This is a genomic window from uncultured Cetobacterium sp. (genome assembly GCF_947039425.1).
Taxonomy (GTDB): Bacteria; Fusobacteriota; Fusobacteriia; order Fusobacteriales; family Fusobacteriaceae; genus Cetobacterium_A.
In genome coordinates this window covers 1-17,950 of the sequence record NZ_CAMQYW010000006.1, presented here as the reverse complement: position 1 = coordinate 17,950, position 17,950 = coordinate 1, and the positions used below count along the sequence as shown (strand labels likewise).

The 17,950-nt window shown below is 28.3% G+C and carries 19 protein-coding genes; all 19 read left to right on the top strand.

Annotated features, from left to right (window positions below):
- Positions 1 to 2 precede the first annotated feature (2 nt).
- Entirely contained in the window at positions 3 to 428 is a 426-nt protein-coding gene (locus tag Q0V09_RS01310) for an Rrf2 family transcriptional regulator (RefSeq protein ID WP_297404870.1), read from the top strand.
- Between the two features lie 9 nt (positions 429 to 437).
- Complete coding sequence (locus tag Q0V09_RS01305) at positions 438 to 1,148, top strand: 16S rRNA (uracil(1498)-N(3))-methyltransferase (protein WP_297404871.1); 711 nt, start codon at positions 438 to 440, stop codon at positions 1,146 to 1,148.
- Positions 1,138 to 2,457, top strand: coding sequence for a tRNA (N(6)-L-threonylcarbamoyladenosine(37)-C(2))-methylthiotransferase MtaB (gene mtaB / locus Q0V09_RS01300; protein WP_297404873.1), 1,320 nt, complete (start codon positions 1,138 to 1,140; stop codon positions 2,455 to 2,457). The genes Q0V09_RS01305 and mtaB overlap by 11 nt, the downstream gene beginning before the upstream one ends.
- On the top strand, positions 2,435 to 3,427 hold the full coding sequence (locus Q0V09_RS01295) for a LytR family transcriptional regulator (RefSeq protein ID WP_297404881.1): 993 nt from the start codon (positions 2,435 to 2,437) through the stop codon (positions 3,425 to 3,427). The genes mtaB and Q0V09_RS01295 overlap by 23 nt, the downstream gene beginning before the upstream one ends.
- Positions 3,428 to 3,445: 18 nt before the next feature.
- Positions 3,446 to 3,841, top strand: a complete 396-nt coding sequence (locus Q0V09_RS01290) for a hypothetical protein (protein WP_297404875.1) — start codon at positions 3,446 to 3,448, stop codon at positions 3,839 to 3,841.
- Complete coding sequence (gene mrdA, locus Q0V09_RS01285; RefSeq protein WP_297404877.1) at positions 3,838 to 5,628, top strand: penicillin-binding protein 2; 1,791 nt, start codon at positions 3,838 to 3,840, stop codon at positions 5,626 to 5,628. Before Q0V09_RS01290 ends, mrdA begins: the two co-directional genes overlap by 4 nt.
- Positions 5,629 to 5,738: 110 nt before the next feature.
- Positions 5,739 to 7,571 (top strand): ribonuclease J, encoded by a 1,833-nt coding sequence (locus Q0V09_RS01280; RefSeq protein ID WP_297486807.1) that lies wholly within the window; start codon positions 5,739 to 5,741, stop codon positions 7,569 to 7,571.
- A gap of 29 nt (positions 7,572 to 7,600) precedes the next feature.
- Positions 7,601 to 7,909 (top strand): ribosome assembly RNA-binding protein YhbY, encoded by a 309-nt coding sequence (gene yhbY, locus Q0V09_RS01275; RefSeq protein ID WP_297405869.1) that lies wholly within the window; start codon positions 7,601 to 7,603, stop codon positions 7,907 to 7,909.
- 25 nt (positions 7,910 to 7,934) lie between these two features.
- Positions 7,935 to 8,396: a divergent PAP2 family protein gene (locus Q0V09_RS01270; RefSeq protein ID WP_297405870.1), complete on the top strand. Its 462-nt coding sequence runs from the start codon at positions 7,935 to 7,937 to the stop codon at positions 8,394 to 8,396.
- A gap of 11 nt (positions 8,397 to 8,407) precedes the next feature.
- Complete coding sequence (dxs, locus tag Q0V09_RS01265; RefSeq protein WP_297405871.1) at positions 8,408 to 10,225, top strand: 1-deoxy-D-xylulose-5-phosphate synthase; 1,818 nt, start codon at positions 8,408 to 8,410, stop codon at positions 10,223 to 10,225.
- Positions 10,212 to 11,045, top strand: coding sequence for an HD domain-containing protein (locus tag Q0V09_RS01260; protein WP_297405872.1), 834 nt, complete (start codon positions 10,212 to 10,214; stop codon positions 11,043 to 11,045). Before dxs ends, Q0V09_RS01260 begins: the two co-directional genes overlap by 14 nt.
- The gene (locus Q0V09_RS01255; protein ID WP_297405873.1) at positions 11,045 to 11,851 is read left to right on the top strand and encodes a TlyA family RNA methyltransferase; all 807 of its coding nucleotides are present in this window, start codon (positions 11,045 to 11,047) and stop codon (positions 11,849 to 11,851) included. The genes Q0V09_RS01260 and Q0V09_RS01255 overlap by 1 nt, the downstream gene beginning before the upstream one ends.
- Complete coding sequence (locus tag Q0V09_RS01250; RefSeq protein WP_297405874.1) at positions 11,848 to 13,140, top strand: S41 family peptidase; 1,293 nt, start codon at positions 11,848 to 11,850, stop codon at positions 13,138 to 13,140. Before Q0V09_RS01255 ends, Q0V09_RS01250 begins: the two co-directional genes overlap by 4 nt.
- Positions 13,141 to 13,806 (top strand): 16S rRNA (cytidine(1402)-2'-O)-methyltransferase, encoded by a 666-nt coding sequence (gene rsmI, locus Q0V09_RS01245; protein ID WP_297405875.1) that lies wholly within the window; start codon positions 13,141 to 13,143, stop codon positions 13,804 to 13,806.
- 12 nt (positions 13,807 to 13,818) lie between these two features.
- On the top strand, positions 13,819 to 14,715 hold the full coding sequence (ylqF, locus tag Q0V09_RS01240; RefSeq protein WP_297405876.1) for a ribosome biogenesis GTPase YlqF: 897 nt from the start codon (positions 13,819 to 13,821) through the stop codon (positions 14,713 to 14,715).
- A gap of 11 nt (positions 14,716 to 14,726) precedes the next feature.
- On the top strand, positions 14,727 to 15,551 hold the full coding sequence (locus Q0V09_RS01235) for an NAD+ synthase (RefSeq protein WP_297405877.1): 825 nt from the start codon (positions 14,727 to 14,729) through the stop codon (positions 15,549 to 15,551).
- Between the two features lie 26 nt (positions 15,552 to 15,577).
- Complete coding sequence (locus tag Q0V09_RS01230) at positions 15,578 to 15,973, top strand: hypothetical protein (RefSeq protein WP_297405878.1); 396 nt, start codon at positions 15,578 to 15,580, stop codon at positions 15,971 to 15,973.
- On the top strand, positions 15,963 to 16,382 hold the full coding sequence (locus Q0V09_RS01225) for a YchJ family metal-binding protein (protein ID WP_297405879.1): 420 nt from the start codon (positions 15,963 to 15,965) through the stop codon (positions 16,380 to 16,382). Before Q0V09_RS01230 ends, Q0V09_RS01225 begins: the two co-directional genes overlap by 11 nt.
- A 24-nt stretch (positions 16,383 to 16,406) precedes the next feature.
- Positions 16,407 to 17,693, top strand: coding sequence for an HTH domain-containing protein (locus tag Q0V09_RS01220; protein ID WP_297405880.1), 1,287 nt, complete (start codon positions 16,407 to 16,409; stop codon positions 17,691 to 17,693).
- Positions 17,694 to 17,950: the final 257 nt, after the last annotated feature.

Here is a 17,950-nt window from a genome sequence, read left to right as displayed (position 1 = left end):
GGATGAAAATAAGTACAAAAGTAAGATACGGAATGAAGGCTTTAGTATATATTGCAGATGCAAGTCAAAATGGTAAACTAGCAAGAATAAAAGAGATATCAGAATCAGAAGATATTTCAGTTCAATATTTAGAACAAATTTTATTTAAATTAAAAAATGAAAAAATTATTGAGGGGAAAAGAGGTCCAAATGGTGGATATAAATTATCTGTTAATCCAGAAGATATAACCCTTCATGATCTTTATAAAATTTTAGAAGAAGAAGTTAAAGTAATAGATTGTAATGAAAATAATAAAGATAAAAATTGTACTTGTGTAGAAGATAAATGTTCAACAATGTGTATTTGGAGTAAATTAGATATGGCAATGACTAAAATACTTGAAGATACAACATTAGCGGAATTAATAAAAAATAAGGATATGATATAGGAGTTTGATGTGATAAGTGTTATAATATCAGAAGAAAATATTGGTAGTGAAATAATAGAAATTACAGATAAAAATGATGTGAATCATTTGAAAAATGCCTTTAGAGTAAAGGTAGGAGAAGTAATTAGAGTTGTTGATGGAACTTATGAATATATTTGTGAAATCTTAACAATTGAGAAAAAAATAATAGAAGTTAAAATTTTAGAAAAAAAAGAGGATGAATACTCGACAGAAGTAGAAATAGATGCAGCTATTGGAATTCTTAAAAATGATAAAATGGATCTTACAATTCAAAAATTAACAGAGATTGGAGTAACAAGAATACTTCCACTAGTTACTAAAAGAGGAGTTGTAAAATTAACAGAGAAAAAAGAAAAATGGGATTTAACAGCAAAAGAAGCAATAAAACAGTGTCAAGCTGTAAAAATGATGGATATTAGAGAGCCTCAAAAATTAAGTGATATTGATTTTTCAAAATATGACTTAGCTGTTGTTCCATATGAATGTGAAGGAGATAACTCTTTAAGAAGTATTTTAAATAAATTAAAAGAAAAACCCAAAAGAGTAATCTATATAATTGGCCCAGAAGGGGGATTTGATACAGAGGAAATTGAGTTTTTAAAAAGTAAAGGTGTAACACCTGTTTCTTTAGGGAGAAGAATTTTAAGAGCGGAAACAGCCTCGATTATAGTAGGAGGAATATTAGTCAATGAGTTTTAATGGAAAAAAAGTTGCTTTCTATACTTTAGGATGTAAAGTTAATCAGTATGAAAGTGAAAGTATAAAAAATCAATTGGTAAAAATTGGTTATGAAGAGGAATCATTTGAAAATAGTGCAGATATTTATATTGTAAACTCTTGTACAGTAACAAGTGTTGCAGATAAAAAAACAAGAAATATATTAAGAAGAGCAAAAAAATTAAATCCAAAATCAGTTGTAATTGTGACAGGATGCTATGCTCAAACAAACTCAAAGGAACTTCTTGAAATAGAAGAGATAGATTTTGTTGTTGGAAATAGTAATAAAAGTGGTCTTGTTGAATTTATAAAAGATATTGAAAATAAAAAAAGCAAAATATTATCAGAAAATATATTTGAAGATAGAGAGTATGAAGAGTATGAGTTCGCAACATTGAGAGAGATGTCTAGAGCTTATATAAAAATTCAAGATGGATGTAATAATTTCTGTTCGTACTGCAAAATTCCTTTTGGAAGAGGAAAAAGCAGATCTCGTTCTCTAGAAAGTATTTGTAAAGAAGTTGATGTTTTAACAAAAGAGGGATTTAAAGAGTTTATAATAATTGGAATAAATTTAGGTGCCTATGGAGAAGATTTAAAAGATGATTTAAATTTAGAAATACTTCTTGAAAAAGTTTTAGAGAGAGAAGGAGTAGAGAGAGTTAGAATAGGGTCAATGTATCCAGATAAAATTTCAGATGAATTTATTGAACTTATGAAAAATAATAAAAAATTAATGCCTCATCTTCATATTTCACTTCAATCTTGTGATGATAACGTGTTAGAGAGAATGAGAAGAAAATATGGAGCTAGCTTAATAGAAGATAGATTAATGGCTCTTAGAAATAATATTGAAAAAATGGAATATACAGCAGATGTTATAGTTGGATTCCCTGGTGAAACAGATGAGATGTTTGAAAATACATATAGTTTAATTAAGAAAATAGGATTTTCAGATTTACATGTATTTCAATACTCTGATAGAGAAAATACACTAGCTAGTACATTTACAGATAAGATAGATGGAACAGTAAAGAAAAAAAGAGCTGAAAAATTAAATGAATTAAGACATGAAATGGCTATTAATAGAAGAGAAAAATATATTGGAAAAGAACTAGAAGTTCTAGTTGAAGAGATAAAAGAAGATGGTTGTTCATATGGTTATACTGAAAACTATTTAAGAGTAAAAACATTAAATTCAATATCTCAAGTTAATGAACTTAAAAAAATTGAAATTTCAAAATTAGAAAAGGAGCTACTAATTGGAAATGAAGAGGGAATCAAGAATTAAAAGAAAAAAAAATGCAAGTGCTTTTGGAAGTTTATTATTAGGATTAATAGCAATTGTACTATTAGGTATATTTTTAGCATATAATTTAAATAAAACAAATAAAAATTTAGAAAACTGGAGTAGATATGCTATTATAGGAAAAAATAATGTTATTGTAGTTTATGAAGATAAACTTGCTATAAAGATTCCATTTGATGTACAAGTGGATAAAGATACGACAATAAAAGATTTAGTTAATTCTAAAAATTATGAATTAGTTTTAAATTCTATAAATAGTTTTTTACCAGAGAAAATATCAAATTATAAAGTAATGAAATATAGTGATATTTCACTAAATGTAAAAAATGCAAGAAATATTCCTGAAATGGTTATAGATGATAAAAAGTATATTTTAACTTCAGGAACACAATCACTTTTTTCAGACCTTTATGGTGGAGAATTGAAAAATTCTCAAAATTTAGTAGTAGACATATTAAATGCCAATGGTATTGGTGGATATGCTAGAAAAACAGGTGAAAATTTAAAAGAGAATCTAAGTGATTTAACATATACAGCAGCAAACTATGAAAAAAATGAAGAATATAGTTTAATAAAAATAAATGAAATAGATAAAGAAAATTTAGAGAAAATTCTTATGAGTGTAAATGAAAAATATTTTAAAATAAAAGAAGATAATAATATACCAACTCTAGCAAGTGTTGTATTGATATTAGGAAAAGAAAATAATATTGATTTTAAAATAGTTGTAAAAGGAACAACTGCTCAAGCAAAAAATGTACAAAAAGAACTAGAAGCATCAGGATATAAAAATATTTCTTTAAAAAATGAAAAGAAAGATTTATCAAAACCAGTAATAGAGTACAATAAAGATGATTATTATATTGCGTTAAAGATATCTAAAGAATTAAAAATACCAAATATGTTAGAAAACAATGATTTGAGAAATAAAATAAATGTATTAATAAACTAATAAAATAGGGAGTAATTTATGCTAGATTTAATATCAATTATATTAATTTTTATATTAGATAGTTTACCCCAAACTTCATCAAAAGGTTTTTTAATAATGCCATATTTAACATATTTATCATACAGAAGAGACAAAAAGAATTTGTTTTTGTTACCTTTAATGGGAATAATATTATCATTACACTCTAGTGAACCAATATATAGTTTTATATTTATAGCTATAAATATAACTGTATATTATATATACTTTAGTAATTTTGATTATAACTTAGGTAATATTTTTATTCTTTCAATTGCTCAAATAATAATGTGGAAAATTTTTGTTGGGGATCCCTTAATAGTAGTTAAGATAATAGTAATTTCATTGATTTATTTTATTATTAATTTATTCTATATGAGGAGAGCTACTAAGTGAAGAGAGATTTAGGAATAAAATTAGGAAAAAGCTTTGAATTTAGAGGAGATATATATAAACTTTTTGTAGTTTTAATTTTTATTTTACTTGGCTCAAGAATGGTATACTTACAAGTTGTAAAAAAAGATAAATATCAATATCTATCTAAAAGAAATAGAGTTAAATTAAGAAAAGTAGATGCAGAAAGAGGAAATATATATGATTCTAATGGAGAGTTAATTGTAACAAATACATTGGGTTATAGATTAGTTTACTTGGATCAAAGAACTATAAATGAAGAACAATTAAAAGAGATGAGTGATGTAACAGGTTATTCAGTGGAATATTTAAAGAAAAGAGTAAAATATGGAGAAATAGTTCCATATACAAAAGAAAATATATTAATAGAGGATTTAGACTTAGAAGTAGCACATAAACTTATGGAGAAATTAACTGATTATCCGTATTTAGAGGTTCAAAGTTACTCTAAGAGAAAATATATATATGATTCTTTAGCTGCTCATACAATTGGATATGTAAAGAAAATAACAGCCAGAGAGTATGAAAATCTAAAGGATAAAGGTTATTCTCCAAGAGATGTGATAGGTAAAAATGGAGTTGAAAAAGTCTATGATTATCAGATGAAAGGAAAGCCAGGATATGATTATATTGAGGTAAATGCACTAAATAAGGCTCAAAAAATAGAGAAAAGTAAGAATCCAGTTCCTGGATATAATTTACATTTATCTATTGATATGAGATTACAAAGAGATATGGAAAAAATATTTAAGGATGAAGATTTAACAGGGTCACTAATAGCACTTGATGCACAAACAGGTGAAATTATAACAATGGTAAGTTATCCAACATATTCTCTAAAAACTTTTAGTTCAAAAATTTCTCAAAAAGAATGGAATAGTATAATTAACGATCCAAGAAGACCTTTAACAAACAAAAGCATTGCAGGGGAATATCCTTCTGGTTCAACTTTTAAGCCATTTTCAGCCTTTGCTTTTTTCAATAATGGATTAGATCCAAAACATCAGATATTTGATAACGGATATTATAAAATAGGTAAATGGAAATGGAAGGCATGGAAACATGGAGGACACGGTTATGTTGATTTTGATAAATCAATAGTAGAGTCAGTAAATCCTTACTATTACAAGTACGCAGATGAGTATGGTCATGAGCCTATAGTTGAAGTTGCAGGTGAGTTTGGATATGGAAAATTAACAGGTATAGATATATATGGAGAAAAATCAGGAGTTTTACCTAGTGAAAAATGGAAATATAAAAGATTTAAACAAGGATGGTATAAAGGGGATACTATAAATCTATCAATAGGACAAGGGTATCTTTTAGCAACACCTTTGCAAGTGGCAGTTTCATATATGGGACTAGCAAATAGAGGGAAAGCTTATGTTCCTCATGTTGTAAAATATCTAGAAAATGGTAAAGATAAAATTAACATAAAACCAGAAATATTGTTTAATAATAAATTTCCAAGTTGGTATTATAATGATTTGAATACTGCAATGATTCATACTGTTGAAAAGAAAGATGGTACGGCAAAAAAATTACGAACACCAGGACTAACAGTAGCTGCAAAAAGTGGTTCAGCTCAAAATACAAAATACAAAAAAACTCATGCGTGGATTGCAGGATATTTTCCAGCAGATAAAAAACCTGAAGTTGTATTTACTGTAATTTTAGAGGGAGCCGGTGGTGGTGGTAGTATGGCCGGTGGGGTGGCGAAAAAGTTTATTGATAAATATTTAGAATACTACGGTAAGGAGAAGAAATGAATATAGAAAATGTTGTTGAAAAGGAGAAGGTAGTAGAGAAAAAAAAGCCTAGATATAAAAAACCATATAAAAAACCAAAGGCAAAAGAAGTAGTAGAAGAAACAGAAAATATTGAGAAAAAAGTAGAAGTTGTAGAAGTAAAGACAGAGGGAGAAAAAAAACCTTTTGTAAAACATAAAAAACCATATAAAAAACCAAAGGCAAAAGAAGATGCTGTAGAAGAAGTAAAAGAGTTAGAAAAAGAACCTAAAAAAGCAGTTGTAAAAACTGAAAAAGAGGAAAAAATGTATGTGATTCCTCTAGGTGGACTTGATGAAATTGGAAAAAATATGACTTTAATTCAATATAGAGATGAGATAATAGTAGTAGATTGTGGAGTAACATTCCCAGGAGACGGACTATTAGGAATAGATTTAGTAATTCCTGATTTTAGCTATATTGAAAGCAACAAAGATAAGATAAAAGGGTTATTCATAACACATGGACACGAGGATCATATAGGATCTATACCATATTTATATCAAAAAATTGATAAAAATATACCTATTCATGGAGGGAAATTAACTTTAGCACTTATAAAAGCAAAATTTGATAGTGGAGAAGTTTCTAAAATTTCACCTAAAATGAAAGAGGTAAAAGGAAGAGATAAAATAAAAATAGGAAAATATTTTGAAGTTGAGTTTGTAAAGGTAACTCACTCAATTGCAGATGCATATGCAGTTGTTGTAACAACACCTGCAGGAAGAGTTATGTACACAGGAGACTTTAAAATAGATTTAACACCAGTTGATGGAGAGGGAGTAGATTTTTCTAGACTGTCTCAAATAGGTGAAGAGGGAGTAGATTTATTACTTTCAGATTCTACTAACTCTGAAGTAGACGGATTTACACCATCAGAAAAAACTGTAGGTGAAGCATTTAAAGTTGAATTTAACAAGGCTAAAGGTAGAATAATAATAGCTGCATTTGCATCTCATGTACATAGATTACAGCAAATTGTAAATATAGCTCATGAGCATGGTAGAAAAATAGCTATTGATGGAAGAAGTTTAATAAAAGTATTTGACATAGCATCAACTCTTGGATATTTAAAGCTTCCTGAAAATATAATGATGCCATTATCAGAAGTTGATAAACATAAAGATAATAAAGTAGTGATTTTATGTACAGGAACACAAGGAGAGCCAATGGCTGCTCTATCAAGAATAGCTAAAAATATGCATAAACATACAAAGGTAAAAGAGGGAGATACAGTAATTATATCTGCAACTCCTATTCCTGGAAATGAAAAAGCAGTTTCAAATAATATAAATAGTTTATTAAAATATGATGCAGAGGTTGTATTTAAAAAAATAGCAGGAATACATGTTTCAGGACATGCAAGTAAAGAGGAACAAAAGCTTATGTTAAATTTAATTAGACCAAAACATTTTATGCCAGTTCATGGTGAATTTAAAATGTTAAAAGCACATAAAGAAACAGCTATTGATACAGGGATACCAAAGAGCAATATAGTAATTGCAACAAATGGTAGTAAAGTAGAAGTTACAAAAACAAGTGCAAAAATAAAAGGTAAAGTAAATGCAGGAGCTACATTAGTTGACGGATTAGGTGTTGGAGATATAGGACATATTGTCTTAAAGGATAGACAACAATTATCTCAAGACGGAGTAGTTATAGTTGTATTTGCTCTGGATAAAGAAACAGGAAAATTACTTTCAGGTCCAGATATTGTAACAAGAGGATTTGTTTACTCGAGAGATTCTGAAGAGATTTTAAACGAAGCAAATGAACATATAAAAGTAAAATTAAAAGAGTTTGAAGAAGCAGGTATTAAAGATTGGGCAATTATAAAAAATAGTGTTAGAGATATAGCTAGTAGATTTTTCTACAATAGAATAAAAAGAAGCCCAGTGATTTTACCAATAATAATGGATGTATAAAAATATTTTAATATAATAAAGGAGAAACAATGAATTTAACAAGTAAAAGAAGAGAATTTTTAAGAAAAAAGGCGCATAAATTAGATGCAATATGTAGAATAGGAAAAGATGGATATACTGATAAAGTTGCAGATGGAATTTTAGATGCAATAACTCCAAGAGAGTTAATTAAAGTGAAAATTCTTCAAAACTCAGAAGTAGATAAAAAAGAGGTTGCATATCAAATAGCTGATGCAATAAATGCAGAAGTAGTTGGAATAATCGGAAGAACAATAATACTTTTTAAAGAAAATGAAGATAAACCAACAATTTCTTTAGAGTTAAAAGCTGTAAAGTAATAAAATTTAGAGAGAGTGGGGAAATATGGAAAAGGGCATAATTTTAGACAATAGAATTCTAGATGTAGTATTTATAGCTTGGTTTATTGCACAGTTCTATAAAGTGGTAACAACAATCTTTATAGATAAGAAATTAAATATAAGAAGAATATTTGAAACTGGTGGAATGCCAAGCTCCCACTCTTCAACAATGTCAGCATTAACAACATCAATAGGAATAGCATATGGAACACAAAGTGTAGCTTTTGCTATATCTTTTATTTTTACCGGTGTTGTAATGTATGATGCTGCTGGAATAAGAAGGGCTGCTGGAAAACATGCAGGATTATTAAATACATTATTGGATAGATTTGGAAACAAAATTGGTGAAAAAATTTATGATGGAAAACTAAAAGAATTATTGGGGCATACTCCTACAGAAGTTTTGGTGGGGGCTGTATTGGGGATAGTAGTGGCCTTTTTATTTAAAGGCTATATTCAAGCTTAAAGGTGGATAGTATGAAGTTAGACAAAGAGTACATTGAAAAGTTACAAAAAGAAAGTGAAAAAATAAGAGAAACTTTAGTGGAAACAACAAGTAAAAATGGGGGACATTTAGCTCCAAACCTTGGAATTGTAGAGCTAACACAAGCAATCCATGAGGTGTTTAATCTACCAAAAGATAAATTATTATTCGATGTAGGTCATCAATCATATGTTCACAAGTTACTAACAGGAAGAGATAATAATTTTAAAACACTGAGAACAAAAGGTGGAATAGGACCATTTTTAGATCCAAAAGAGAGCAAGTATGATTTCTTTATTGCAGGACATGCAGGAAGTGCATTATCTGCTGGAGCAGGAATAGCAGTAGCAAACCCAAAGGACAAAGTAATTGTAGTTGTGGGAGATGCATCAATAGCAAATGGTAATTCATTGGAAGCGCTGAATAATATTGGTGAAAATATAAAAAATATAATAGTAATATTAAATGATAATGAAATGTCTATTGGAAAAAATGTAGGTTCATTATCTAGTTTTTTTGGAAGACTAATGGTTAGTAATACATATATGAGCATTAGAAATGATATAAGAGGAATTGTAAGTAAGGGAAAAGTTGGAAATCAAGTGAAAAACTTTTTAGAAAGAATAGAAACATCTGTAAAACAGTTTTTTTTACCTTCAAGTATATCTGAGGTTTTAGGTTATCAATTTTTAGGTGTAATAGATGGACATAATTTAGAAGATTTAGTAAAAACATTAGAAGCTGCAAAAGAGATGGAAGGGCCTGTATTTATTCATGTGAAAACTGAAAAAGGAAAAGGTTATCAATTAGCAGAGGAAAATAAAGAAAAATTTCATGGGATATCACCATTTAATCCTAAAACAGGTGAAGTTAAGTCAGGAGATAGGACTTATTCAAATATTTTTGGTATAGAATTAGTAAGGATTGCTGAAAAAGATGAGGATATCTTTGCAATTTCAGCAGCAATGATAAAAGGAACAGGACTTGGAAAGTTTAAAAAAGAGTTTCCAAATAGATGTATAGATGTAGGAATAGCAGAGGGACATGCAGTAACTTTTGCAGGAGGACTTGCAATATCTGGAAAAAAACCATATATAGCAATATATTCTACATTTTTTCAAAGAGCATTGGATCAAATGATTCATGATGTTGCTCTACAAAATTTACCAGTGAGATTTATAGTAGATAGAGCAGGAATTGTTGGAGAGGATGGAAAAACTCACCAAGGAATTCATGATTTGAGAATATTTTTAGGGATGCCAAACTATACAGTATTAGCGCCAACAACAGGAACAGAGTTAGAAGATATTATTAAGTTATCTGGAGAGTTTAATGAGGGACCTTTAGTGGTTAGATTTCCAAGAGGAACAGCTTATGAAATGGAAAATAAAATTAAATTTAAATTAGGTAAATGGAATGAGATTATTTCTGGAAATAATAATTTATATCTTGCAACAGGTGCTATGTTAAAAGAATTATTAGAAATTAAAGATCAGTTGAAAGATAAAAATTTAGATGGAACAATTGTAAGTTGTACATCTATAAGACCTTTAGATGAAAAGTATATATTAAGTGAATTTTCAAAATATGAAAATATATTTACTTTTGAAGATGCTTATGAAAAAGGTGGATTTGGAACAGAAATATTGGAATTTATAAATGAGAAAAAAATAAACATTAAAATAAATATAATAGGATTAGATAATATATCTATTCCCCATGGCTCGAGAAATATTCTATTGGAAGATTTCGGTTTAAGAGGACAAAAACTAATAGAGAGAATAGAGGAAAAAATTAATGGCAAAAAATAGTAATGTATTGAAATTTGTTCGATTGCTTTTAGAACATGAAATGGTAAAAGATTTAGACCATTATGATGATCAAGGAGTTAAAGTAACTACCCATACCTACGATGTTTTAAAAATATCTTATGAAGAGATAAGAAGAGATTTTAGAGATTTTAAAGAAGCGAGAGAAAGAATTGAGTTTTTCTCAATTATTGTTGGAGTTATAATTCATGATTTAAGTAAAGGAAGTATAAGAAAAGCTGACGAAAAATTATCTCATTCACAGATGATGATAAAAAAACCAGAGTATATAATAAAAGAAGCAGAAAAAGTTTTAGGTGATATTGAAGAGGCATTAGATTTAAAAATAGATGAAAAAATAAAGAAAAACATTACACATATTGTAATATCACACCATGGAAAATGGGGAAAAATACAACCTAACTCTAAAGAAGCTCATATAGTTCATAGAGCAGATATGTATTCTGCAAAGTATCATAGAATTAATCCAATTGGAGCAGATAAAATATTAAGATTAATGAGTGAAGGTATGAATATAGATGATGTTGCTAAAAAATTTAATTGTACTACTGGTGTAATTAAAGATAGATTAAAAAGAGCAAAACATGAGCTTAGATTAAAAAATACAAAACAGTTATTAGGATACTATAAAAGTAAGAAAAAAATACCTATAGGAGATGATTTCTTTACAAAGAGAGTTAGAGAAACAGAAAAACTAATAAAAGCTGTTGATAAAGAAGGGTTTGAAAACTTAATATTAGGGATTCCTCTTTTAAACTACTTAGAAGATAATAAAGTTTTTGAGAAAAAGGAAGGAAATTAATGAAAGAAAGAATAGATGTTTTACTTGTGGAAAAGGGATTTTATGAAACAAGAGAAAAGGCAAAAAGAGCAATTATGGCGGGACTTGTAATTGTAAATGATAAAAAAATAGACAAACCAGGAACTTCTATAAAAATTGATGAAGAACCAAATATAAGAGTAAAAGGTGATGCATGCAAATATGTAAGCCGTGGTGGACTAAAATTAGAAAAAGCTGTTGGAGTTTTTAACCTAGATTTTCAAGGGAAAACTGTACTAGATGTAGGATCATCTACAGGTGGATTTACAGATTGTTCATTACAAAATGGTGCAAATTTTGTATATGCAGTTGATGTTGGAACTAATCAACTTGATTGGAAATTAAGAAATAATGGAAATGTAAAATCTCTTGAAAATACACATATAAAAGATTTAGAGTTAAAGGATATTGATAATAAAACTGTTGATTATATAGTTATGGATGTATCTTTTATATCAATAACAAAGGTAATAGAGCATCTTGTTAAATTTTTTAATGAAGATACAAAATTAATGGCTTTAATTAAGCCACAATTTGAAGTAGGGAAAGAGAATATTGAAAAGGGTGGAATAGTAAAAGATAGCAAAAAACATTTAATGGCAATAGAGTTAGTTGTAGAGGAGGCAAAAAAATCAGGGCTTAGATTAAAAGCTCTAGATTACTCACCTATTACTGGAACTAAGGGAAATGTTGAATATATATCTTTATTTGAACTTGGAGAAGAAGACAGTCAAATTAATATAGAAAATGTGGTAAAGTTAGGAAAAAACTTAGGAGGAGCCATATGATAAAATTGCTAAAAAATACGGGGGTAGCACTGCTTTTATCTAGTATGCTTATGACAACAACATCAGCATATGCTGTAGATAATGGCTTCATATCAAACATTAGAGAGTTAAAAGAGATGTCTGACATAATGAACATTTTAAAAGAGAATCATGTAGGTGAAAAAGATCCTACAAACAAAACACTAATGCAAGGAGCTTTAAAAGGAATGATGGAATCATTAGATGATCCTCATTCTAATTATTTTTCAAAAGAAGAATTAGAAAGTTTTAGAGAAGATATTGAAGGTAAATATGCTGGTGTTGGAATGGTTATTCAAAAAAAGGCAGATGAACCATTAATTGTTGTTTCTCCAATAGAAGATACTCCTGCATATTTAGCAGGTATAAAAGCAAAGGATAAGATAGTTGAAATTGCAGGAAAGAGTACTTATCAATTAACAAGTGAAGAGTGTGTTAAACTTTTAAAAGGAGAACCAGGGACATTAGTTAAATTAAAGGTATATAGAGATTCTGCAAAGGAAACAAGAGATGTTGAGTTAAAAAGATCAATTATCCAATTGAAATATGTAAAAAGTAGAATGCTTAATAATAAAATTGGTTATTTAAGATTAACTCAATTTGGTGAAAATGTATATAAAGATGTTAGTAAGAACTTAGAAACGTTAAGAAAAGATGGAGCTCAAGGAATTATTTTTGATTTAAGAAGTAATCCAGGTGGAGCTTTAGGACAAGCTGTTAAAATAGCTTCAATGTTTATTCCAAAAGGAAAAATTGTAAGTACAAGAGGAAAAACAGGAGAAGAGGATGTGGCTAATAGAGAGGGTAAATATTATGGTGATTTCCCACTAATAATACTTATAAATGAAGGAAGTGCATCAGCATCAGAAATAGTTGCAGGAGCAATTAAAGACTATAAAAGAGGGATTTTAATAGGTGAGAAAAGTTTTGGAAAAGGAAGTGTACAAACATTATTACCTTTACCAGATGGAGATGGAATAAAATTAACTATAGCAAAATATTATACACCAAATGAAATATCAATAAATGGTGTGGGAATAAAGCCAGATATTGTTGTAGAGGAAAAAGATGATTTCTTATTCTTTAATGGTTTTGTAACTAATATTAACGAGAAGGAAACAAAAGAGAATAGAAATGAAATTATAAAAGAGATTAAAGGTGAAAAAGAAGCTAAAAAAATGATTTCTAAAGAGGATGTTCAATTGGATAGAGCTATTTTAGAGATGACAAAAATGCTTAATAAAAATAGTAATAAGAAAGAAGGAAAATAAATGCTTTATATAGTAGCAACGCCAATAGGAAATTTAGATGATATAACTCTTAGAGCTATAAAAACTTTAGAAGAGGTTGATTTTGTATTTGCAGAGGATACAAGAGTAACTAAAAAACTTTTAAATCATTTAGGTTTAAATAAAATAGTAAATAGGTATGATGAAAATACAAAAATGCATCAAGTGGCTAATATAGCTAATATGCTAGAAAATGGAAATAAAATTGCTTTAGTAACTGATGCAGGAACACCTTGTATATCAGATCCAGGATTTGAAGTTGTAGATGAAGCTTTAAAAAGAGGGATTAAAGTAGTTGCTATTCCAGGGCCTAGTGCTATGACAGCAGCAGCATCTGTTGCAGGAATTTCGACAAGAAGATTTTGTTTTGAAGGATTTTTACCAAAGAAAAAAGGTAGACAAACTCTTTTAAAATCTTTAGCAACAGAAGAGAGAACAATTATAATATTTGAATCTCCTTTTAGAATAGAAAAAACTCTTAGAGATATAGAGACATTTATAGGTGTGAGAGAGGTTGTTATTGTTAGAGAGATAACAAAAATATATGAAGAGATCTTAAGAGGAACAACAACAGACTTAGCAGAAAAATTATCGAAAAATCCAATAAAGGGAGAGATAGTTCTTCTAATAAAGGGTAATGAAAAATAGAGGTGAAGTAACATGGCAATGACAAAGATAAACTGGTATCCAGGACATATGAAAAAAACAAAAGATTTAATAAAAGAAAATATGCCTTTAATAGATATAGTTCTTGAAATAGTGGATGCGAGAATACCATTATCAAGTAAGAATCCTGATATAGTAGGATTTGCTAGAAATAAAAAAAGAGTTATTGTTATTAATAAAGCAGATTTAGTAACAAAAGAAGAGATAAATTTTTGGAAAAAATTCTTTAAAGAAAATAACTTTGCTGATGAAGTATTAGAATTATCAGCAGAAACTGGAATGAATATGAAGGGATTATACTCTATTATTGATAAAGTTTCAAAAGAAAAAAAAGAGAAGATGTTAAAAAAGGGTTTAAGAAAAGTAAATACTAGACTAATGGTTGCAGGTATTCCAAATGTTGGAAAATCTAGACTTATAAATAGAATAGTTGGTAAAAATAGTGCTGGTGTTGGAAATAAACCAGGATTTACAAGAGGAAAACAATGGATCAGAATAAAAGAGGGATTAGAATTATTAGATACTCCAGGTATTTTATGGCCTAAATTTGAAAGCGAAGAGGTTGGATACAACTTAGCAATTTCAGGAGCAATAAGAGATGAAATACTTCCAATAGAGGAAGTTGCATGTGTTTTAATTGATAAAATGTTAGCAATGGGAATGAAGAATGTATTACAAAAAAAATATAAATTATTAGATGAAGATTTTGATCAAGTAACAGGTGGACTTTTAGAATCGATAGCTCTAAGAATGAATATGCTACAAAAAGGTGGGAACCTAAATGTACAACAAGCTACATATACTATATTAAGAGATTATAGAGCTTGTAAATTAGGTAAATTTGGACTGGATAGAGATATTGCAGAAAAAATAAAAGATCTATACAAATAGGAGAATATTATATGAGCAATAAATTAAATCTAGATTTAGAATTAGTAGAAACAGTATTAGTTAATTTTTTAAAAGATGAAGCCAATAAAGTAGGATTTAATAAAGTAGTTTTAGGATTATCTGGAGGAATTGATTCTGCAATAGTTGCATACTTAGCAGCTAAAGCTTTCGGACCAGAAAACGTACTTGGGATATTAATGCCATATAAATGTTCTAGTAAAGAAAGTGTAGATCATGCTAAATTAGTTGTAGAGGCTTTAGGAATAAGATCTGAATTAGTAGAAATAACTCCAATGGTTGAACCTTATTTTAATATGAATCCAGATATGGATGGTTTAAGAAAAGGTAATAGAATGGCTAGAGAAAGAATGTGTATTTTATTTGATTATTCAGCTAAAGAGAAAGCTTTAGTTTTAGGAACTTCAAATAAGACTGAGATGTTACTTGGCTATAGTACTCAATTTGGTGATGGTGCATCAGCAATAAATCCAATAGGAGATCTTTATAAAACTCAAATATGGGAGTTATCTAGACATATGGGAGTTCCTAATGAATTAATAGATAAGAAACCTAGTGCTGATTTATGGGAAGGACAAACTGATGAAAGTGAACTTGGATTTTCTTATAAATTAGCAGATGAAATACTTTATAGACTAATAGATGAAAGATGTAAAGTAGAAGATATTTTATTAGAAGGATATTCAGAAGAAATTTTAAATAAAATAACTTGGAAAATAAAAACTTCTCAATATAAGAGAAAATTACCTTTAATAGCAAAAATATCAACAAGAACTATTGGGAGAGAATTTAGATACCCAAGAGATTGGGGAGTTTAATATACATAAAAAAAAGGGGGTAATATATGAAGGGAGAAGATCGATTAAGGGAAGAACTTCATGAATTTCAACAAGAGAAAGAAAGAATTAGAAATATAGTAGGACAAATAGGTGGTATCAATAATAGACAAAATAAAATTATAAATACATTATTAATAGTGATAATAATTGTATTACTTGTATTAGGAGGAGTTTTTAAGAGAATAACTCCATCAATGGCAGTTCAAGTAGCAATATTATTTGGTGTATTAAAGTTAATCTGGATGTTCTATGAATCTCAAAGAGCTAGTCATTTTCAATTTTGGATATTGAATTCTTTAGAATTTAGAATAAATGAGATGTATAAAAAAACTAATTCAATTGAAAAAGAATTGAAAGAGTTAAAAAAAATTAGGGAGCAAGAAAAAACAGATGATAAATAATATAAAAACAGCAGAAGAAATGATGAGAGCAAGATATAGAGCTTTTGAAAGTGGAGATATTGACTTTTTAGTTGAATCTCAAGATGAAGATACAAGAGATACTTTAGATGTTGAAGAAACAAAAAAGTGGGCAGAAGAGTCTAAATGGTTAGGACTTGAAATTATTTCTACTGAAGCTGGACAAGAAACAGATGATGAAGGAATAGTAGAGTTTAAAGCTACATATGAAGAGGATGGAAAAGTAGTAGTTCACCATGAAAAAAGTAGATTTGTTAAAAAGAATGGAATCTGGTATTATAATCACTGGTTACCATTACAAGGAACAATTGTAAAAGAAGAAAGAGTTGGAAGAAATGATCCATGTGTTTGTGGATCAGGAAAAAAATATAAAAAATGCTGTGGGAAATAAAAAATAGCATTGGGAGAGAGAAGGATGAAAATCGCGGTTATAGGATACCATGATTCAGTAAAAAAAATTATGGAAACTCTGCCTGAAGAGTATTTAAATATTGAATTTCAGGCATATGAAATAAGACAGCTAGGGGATGCTGTAAAAATAGTAAAAGAATTAAAAGACAATGTAGATGGAATATTTGCTTCAGGAATTGGGGTTTATTCTGAAATAAAAGTAAATCATTTAAAAGAGCTACCTATGGTATATGCAACTAGAGGAAGTGGATGTCTTTTAAAAGCTCTATGGGAAATTAGAGATGACTACGGAGATCTATCAAAAGTGAGACTAGGATTAGATGTAGTTACTCATGAAGCTTTAGATGAAACTTTAAAAGAGTTTGGAATAGAGATAAAAGGGTATGAATTACAAGAACATTATGATCATAGAAAAGAAGAGGAATTCTTAGATGAGCATATTAAAAATTTAAAAGAACAAAAAGTTGATTGTATTTTAACTGCTTATGGATATGTATATGAGTATTTTAAAAAGTTAAAAGTTCCAGTTTATAGACTTCAAGCATCTAAAAGTGAAATTTTAGATCAAATGAATATTTTATTAAGAGATATAAAAATTAAAAGTACAGAGAGAAATAGAATTGGAATAAAAATTTTGAAAATAGAGAGAAAAACAAAAAATAGTGAAACTTTTTATGATCAAGGTTTATTTAAAATGAAATTAAATCAAATGTTTTTAGAATATTCTAAGAAAATTCATGGAAACTATCAAGAGATTGGGAATAATGAATATATGTTCTTTACAACTCAAAGAATAATTGAGAGTAGAGAAGAAGAAGAAAGTTTTATGAAAATAGTAACTGAAACAATGATTCCTGGAAATGAACTTGGAATAGGAATAGGTTATGGAGAAAATATTCAAGTGGCTGAAAGAAATGCTAGAAAAGCATTGGGGATCAGTTTAGCTGGTGGAAAAGGAGAGGCTTATTTATTTTCAGATAATAAAATAAGAGGTCCTTTATATAAAAAAAATAGAATAGATTATAGTATAAAAATAGATGAGGATTTAATTGAAGAAGCAAAGCAAATGGGAATAAGTCCGAAATATTTAAATAAAATACAAGCTATTCAAAAAGGTATGGGAAAAAGAGAGTTTACGAGTAAAGAACTTGCAGAGAGTTTGAATATAAGTGAGCGTAGTGTAAATAGAGTAATAAAACCCATTATAGAAAATGGATTTGCAGTTATAGTAGAAACTGAAGTTTCTACTAAAGTTGGAAGACCAAGAAGAGTAATAAAATTTAAATTTTAAGCTGAGATTAAAAATCTCAGTTTTTTTATTTTTAGTATTGTAAAAATACATTAATGTTAAAAAGAAAACTAAATTCTCTTATAATAGACAAAATAAGTGGAATAAAAATTGACAAAAATTATAATAAATGTTATCATATCTTAAATTAAAGTCTAATTAGAGACAAGTCTTTTAATAGAGGAGAGTATATATGAATAGACAGCAAGTAAAAGATATGGTAATAAAAGCAATTGATGATAATAGAGAGTTAATTTTAA

Excerpts from the sequence above, each read along its gene's own strand:
- Q0V09_RS01310 (WP_297404870.1), top strand. The coding sequence starts at position 3 with ATGAAAATAAGTACAAAAGTAAGATACGGAATGAAGGCTTTAGTATAT.
- mtaB (WP_297404873.1), top strand. The coding sequence starts at position 1,138 with ATGAGTTTTAATGGAAAAAAAGTTGCTTTCTATACTTTAGGATGTAAA.
- Q0V09_RS01295 (WP_297404881.1), top strand. The coding sequence starts at position 2,435 with ATGAAGAGGGAATCAAGAATTAAAAGAAAAAAAAATGCAAGTGCTTTT.
- Q0V09_RS01290 (WP_297404875.1), top strand. The coding sequence starts at position 3,446 with ATGCTAGATTTAATATCAATTATATTAATTTTTATATTAGATAGTTTA.
- yhbY (WP_297405869.1), top strand. The coding sequence starts at position 7,601 with ATGAATTTAACAAGTAAAAGAAGAGAATTTTTAAGAAAAAAGGCGCAT.
- Q0V09_RS01270 (WP_297405870.1), top strand. The coding sequence starts at position 7,935 with ATGGAAAAGGGCATAATTTTAGACAATAGAATTCTAGATGTAGTATTT.
- dxs (WP_297405871.1), top strand. The coding sequence starts at position 8,408 with ATGAAGTTAGACAAAGAGTACATTGAAAAGTTACAAAAAGAAAGTGAA.
- Q0V09_RS01260 (WP_297405872.1), top strand. The coding sequence starts at position 10,212 with ATGGCAAAAAATAGTAATGTATTGAAATTTGTTCGATTGCTTTTAGAA.
- Q0V09_RS01255 (WP_297405873.1), top strand. The coding sequence starts at position 11,045 with ATGAAAGAAAGAATAGATGTTTTACTTGTGGAAAAGGGATTTTATGAA.
- Q0V09_RS01250 (WP_297405874.1), top strand. The coding sequence starts at position 11,848 with ATGATAAAATTGCTAAAAAATACGGGGGTAGCACTGCTTTTATCTAGT.
- rsmI (WP_297405875.1), top strand. The coding sequence starts at position 13,141 with ATGCTTTATATAGTAGCAACGCCAATAGGAAATTTAGATGATATAACT.
- ylqF (WP_297405876.1), top strand. The coding sequence starts at position 13,819 with ATGGCAATGACAAAGATAAACTGGTATCCAGGACATATGAAAAAAACA.
- Q0V09_RS01235 (WP_297405877.1), top strand. The coding sequence starts at position 14,727 with ATGAGCAATAAATTAAATCTAGATTTAGAATTAGTAGAAACAGTATTA.
- Q0V09_RS01230 (WP_297405878.1), top strand. The coding sequence starts at position 15,578 with ATGAAGGGAGAAGATCGATTAAGGGAAGAACTTCATGAATTTCAACAA.
- Q0V09_RS01225 (WP_297405879.1), top strand. The coding sequence starts at position 15,963 with ATGATAAATAATATAAAAACAGCAGAAGAAATGATGAGAGCAAGATAT.
- Q0V09_RS01220 (WP_297405880.1), top strand. The coding sequence starts at position 16,407 with ATGAAAATCGCGGTTATAGGATACCATGATTCAGTAAAAAAAATTATG.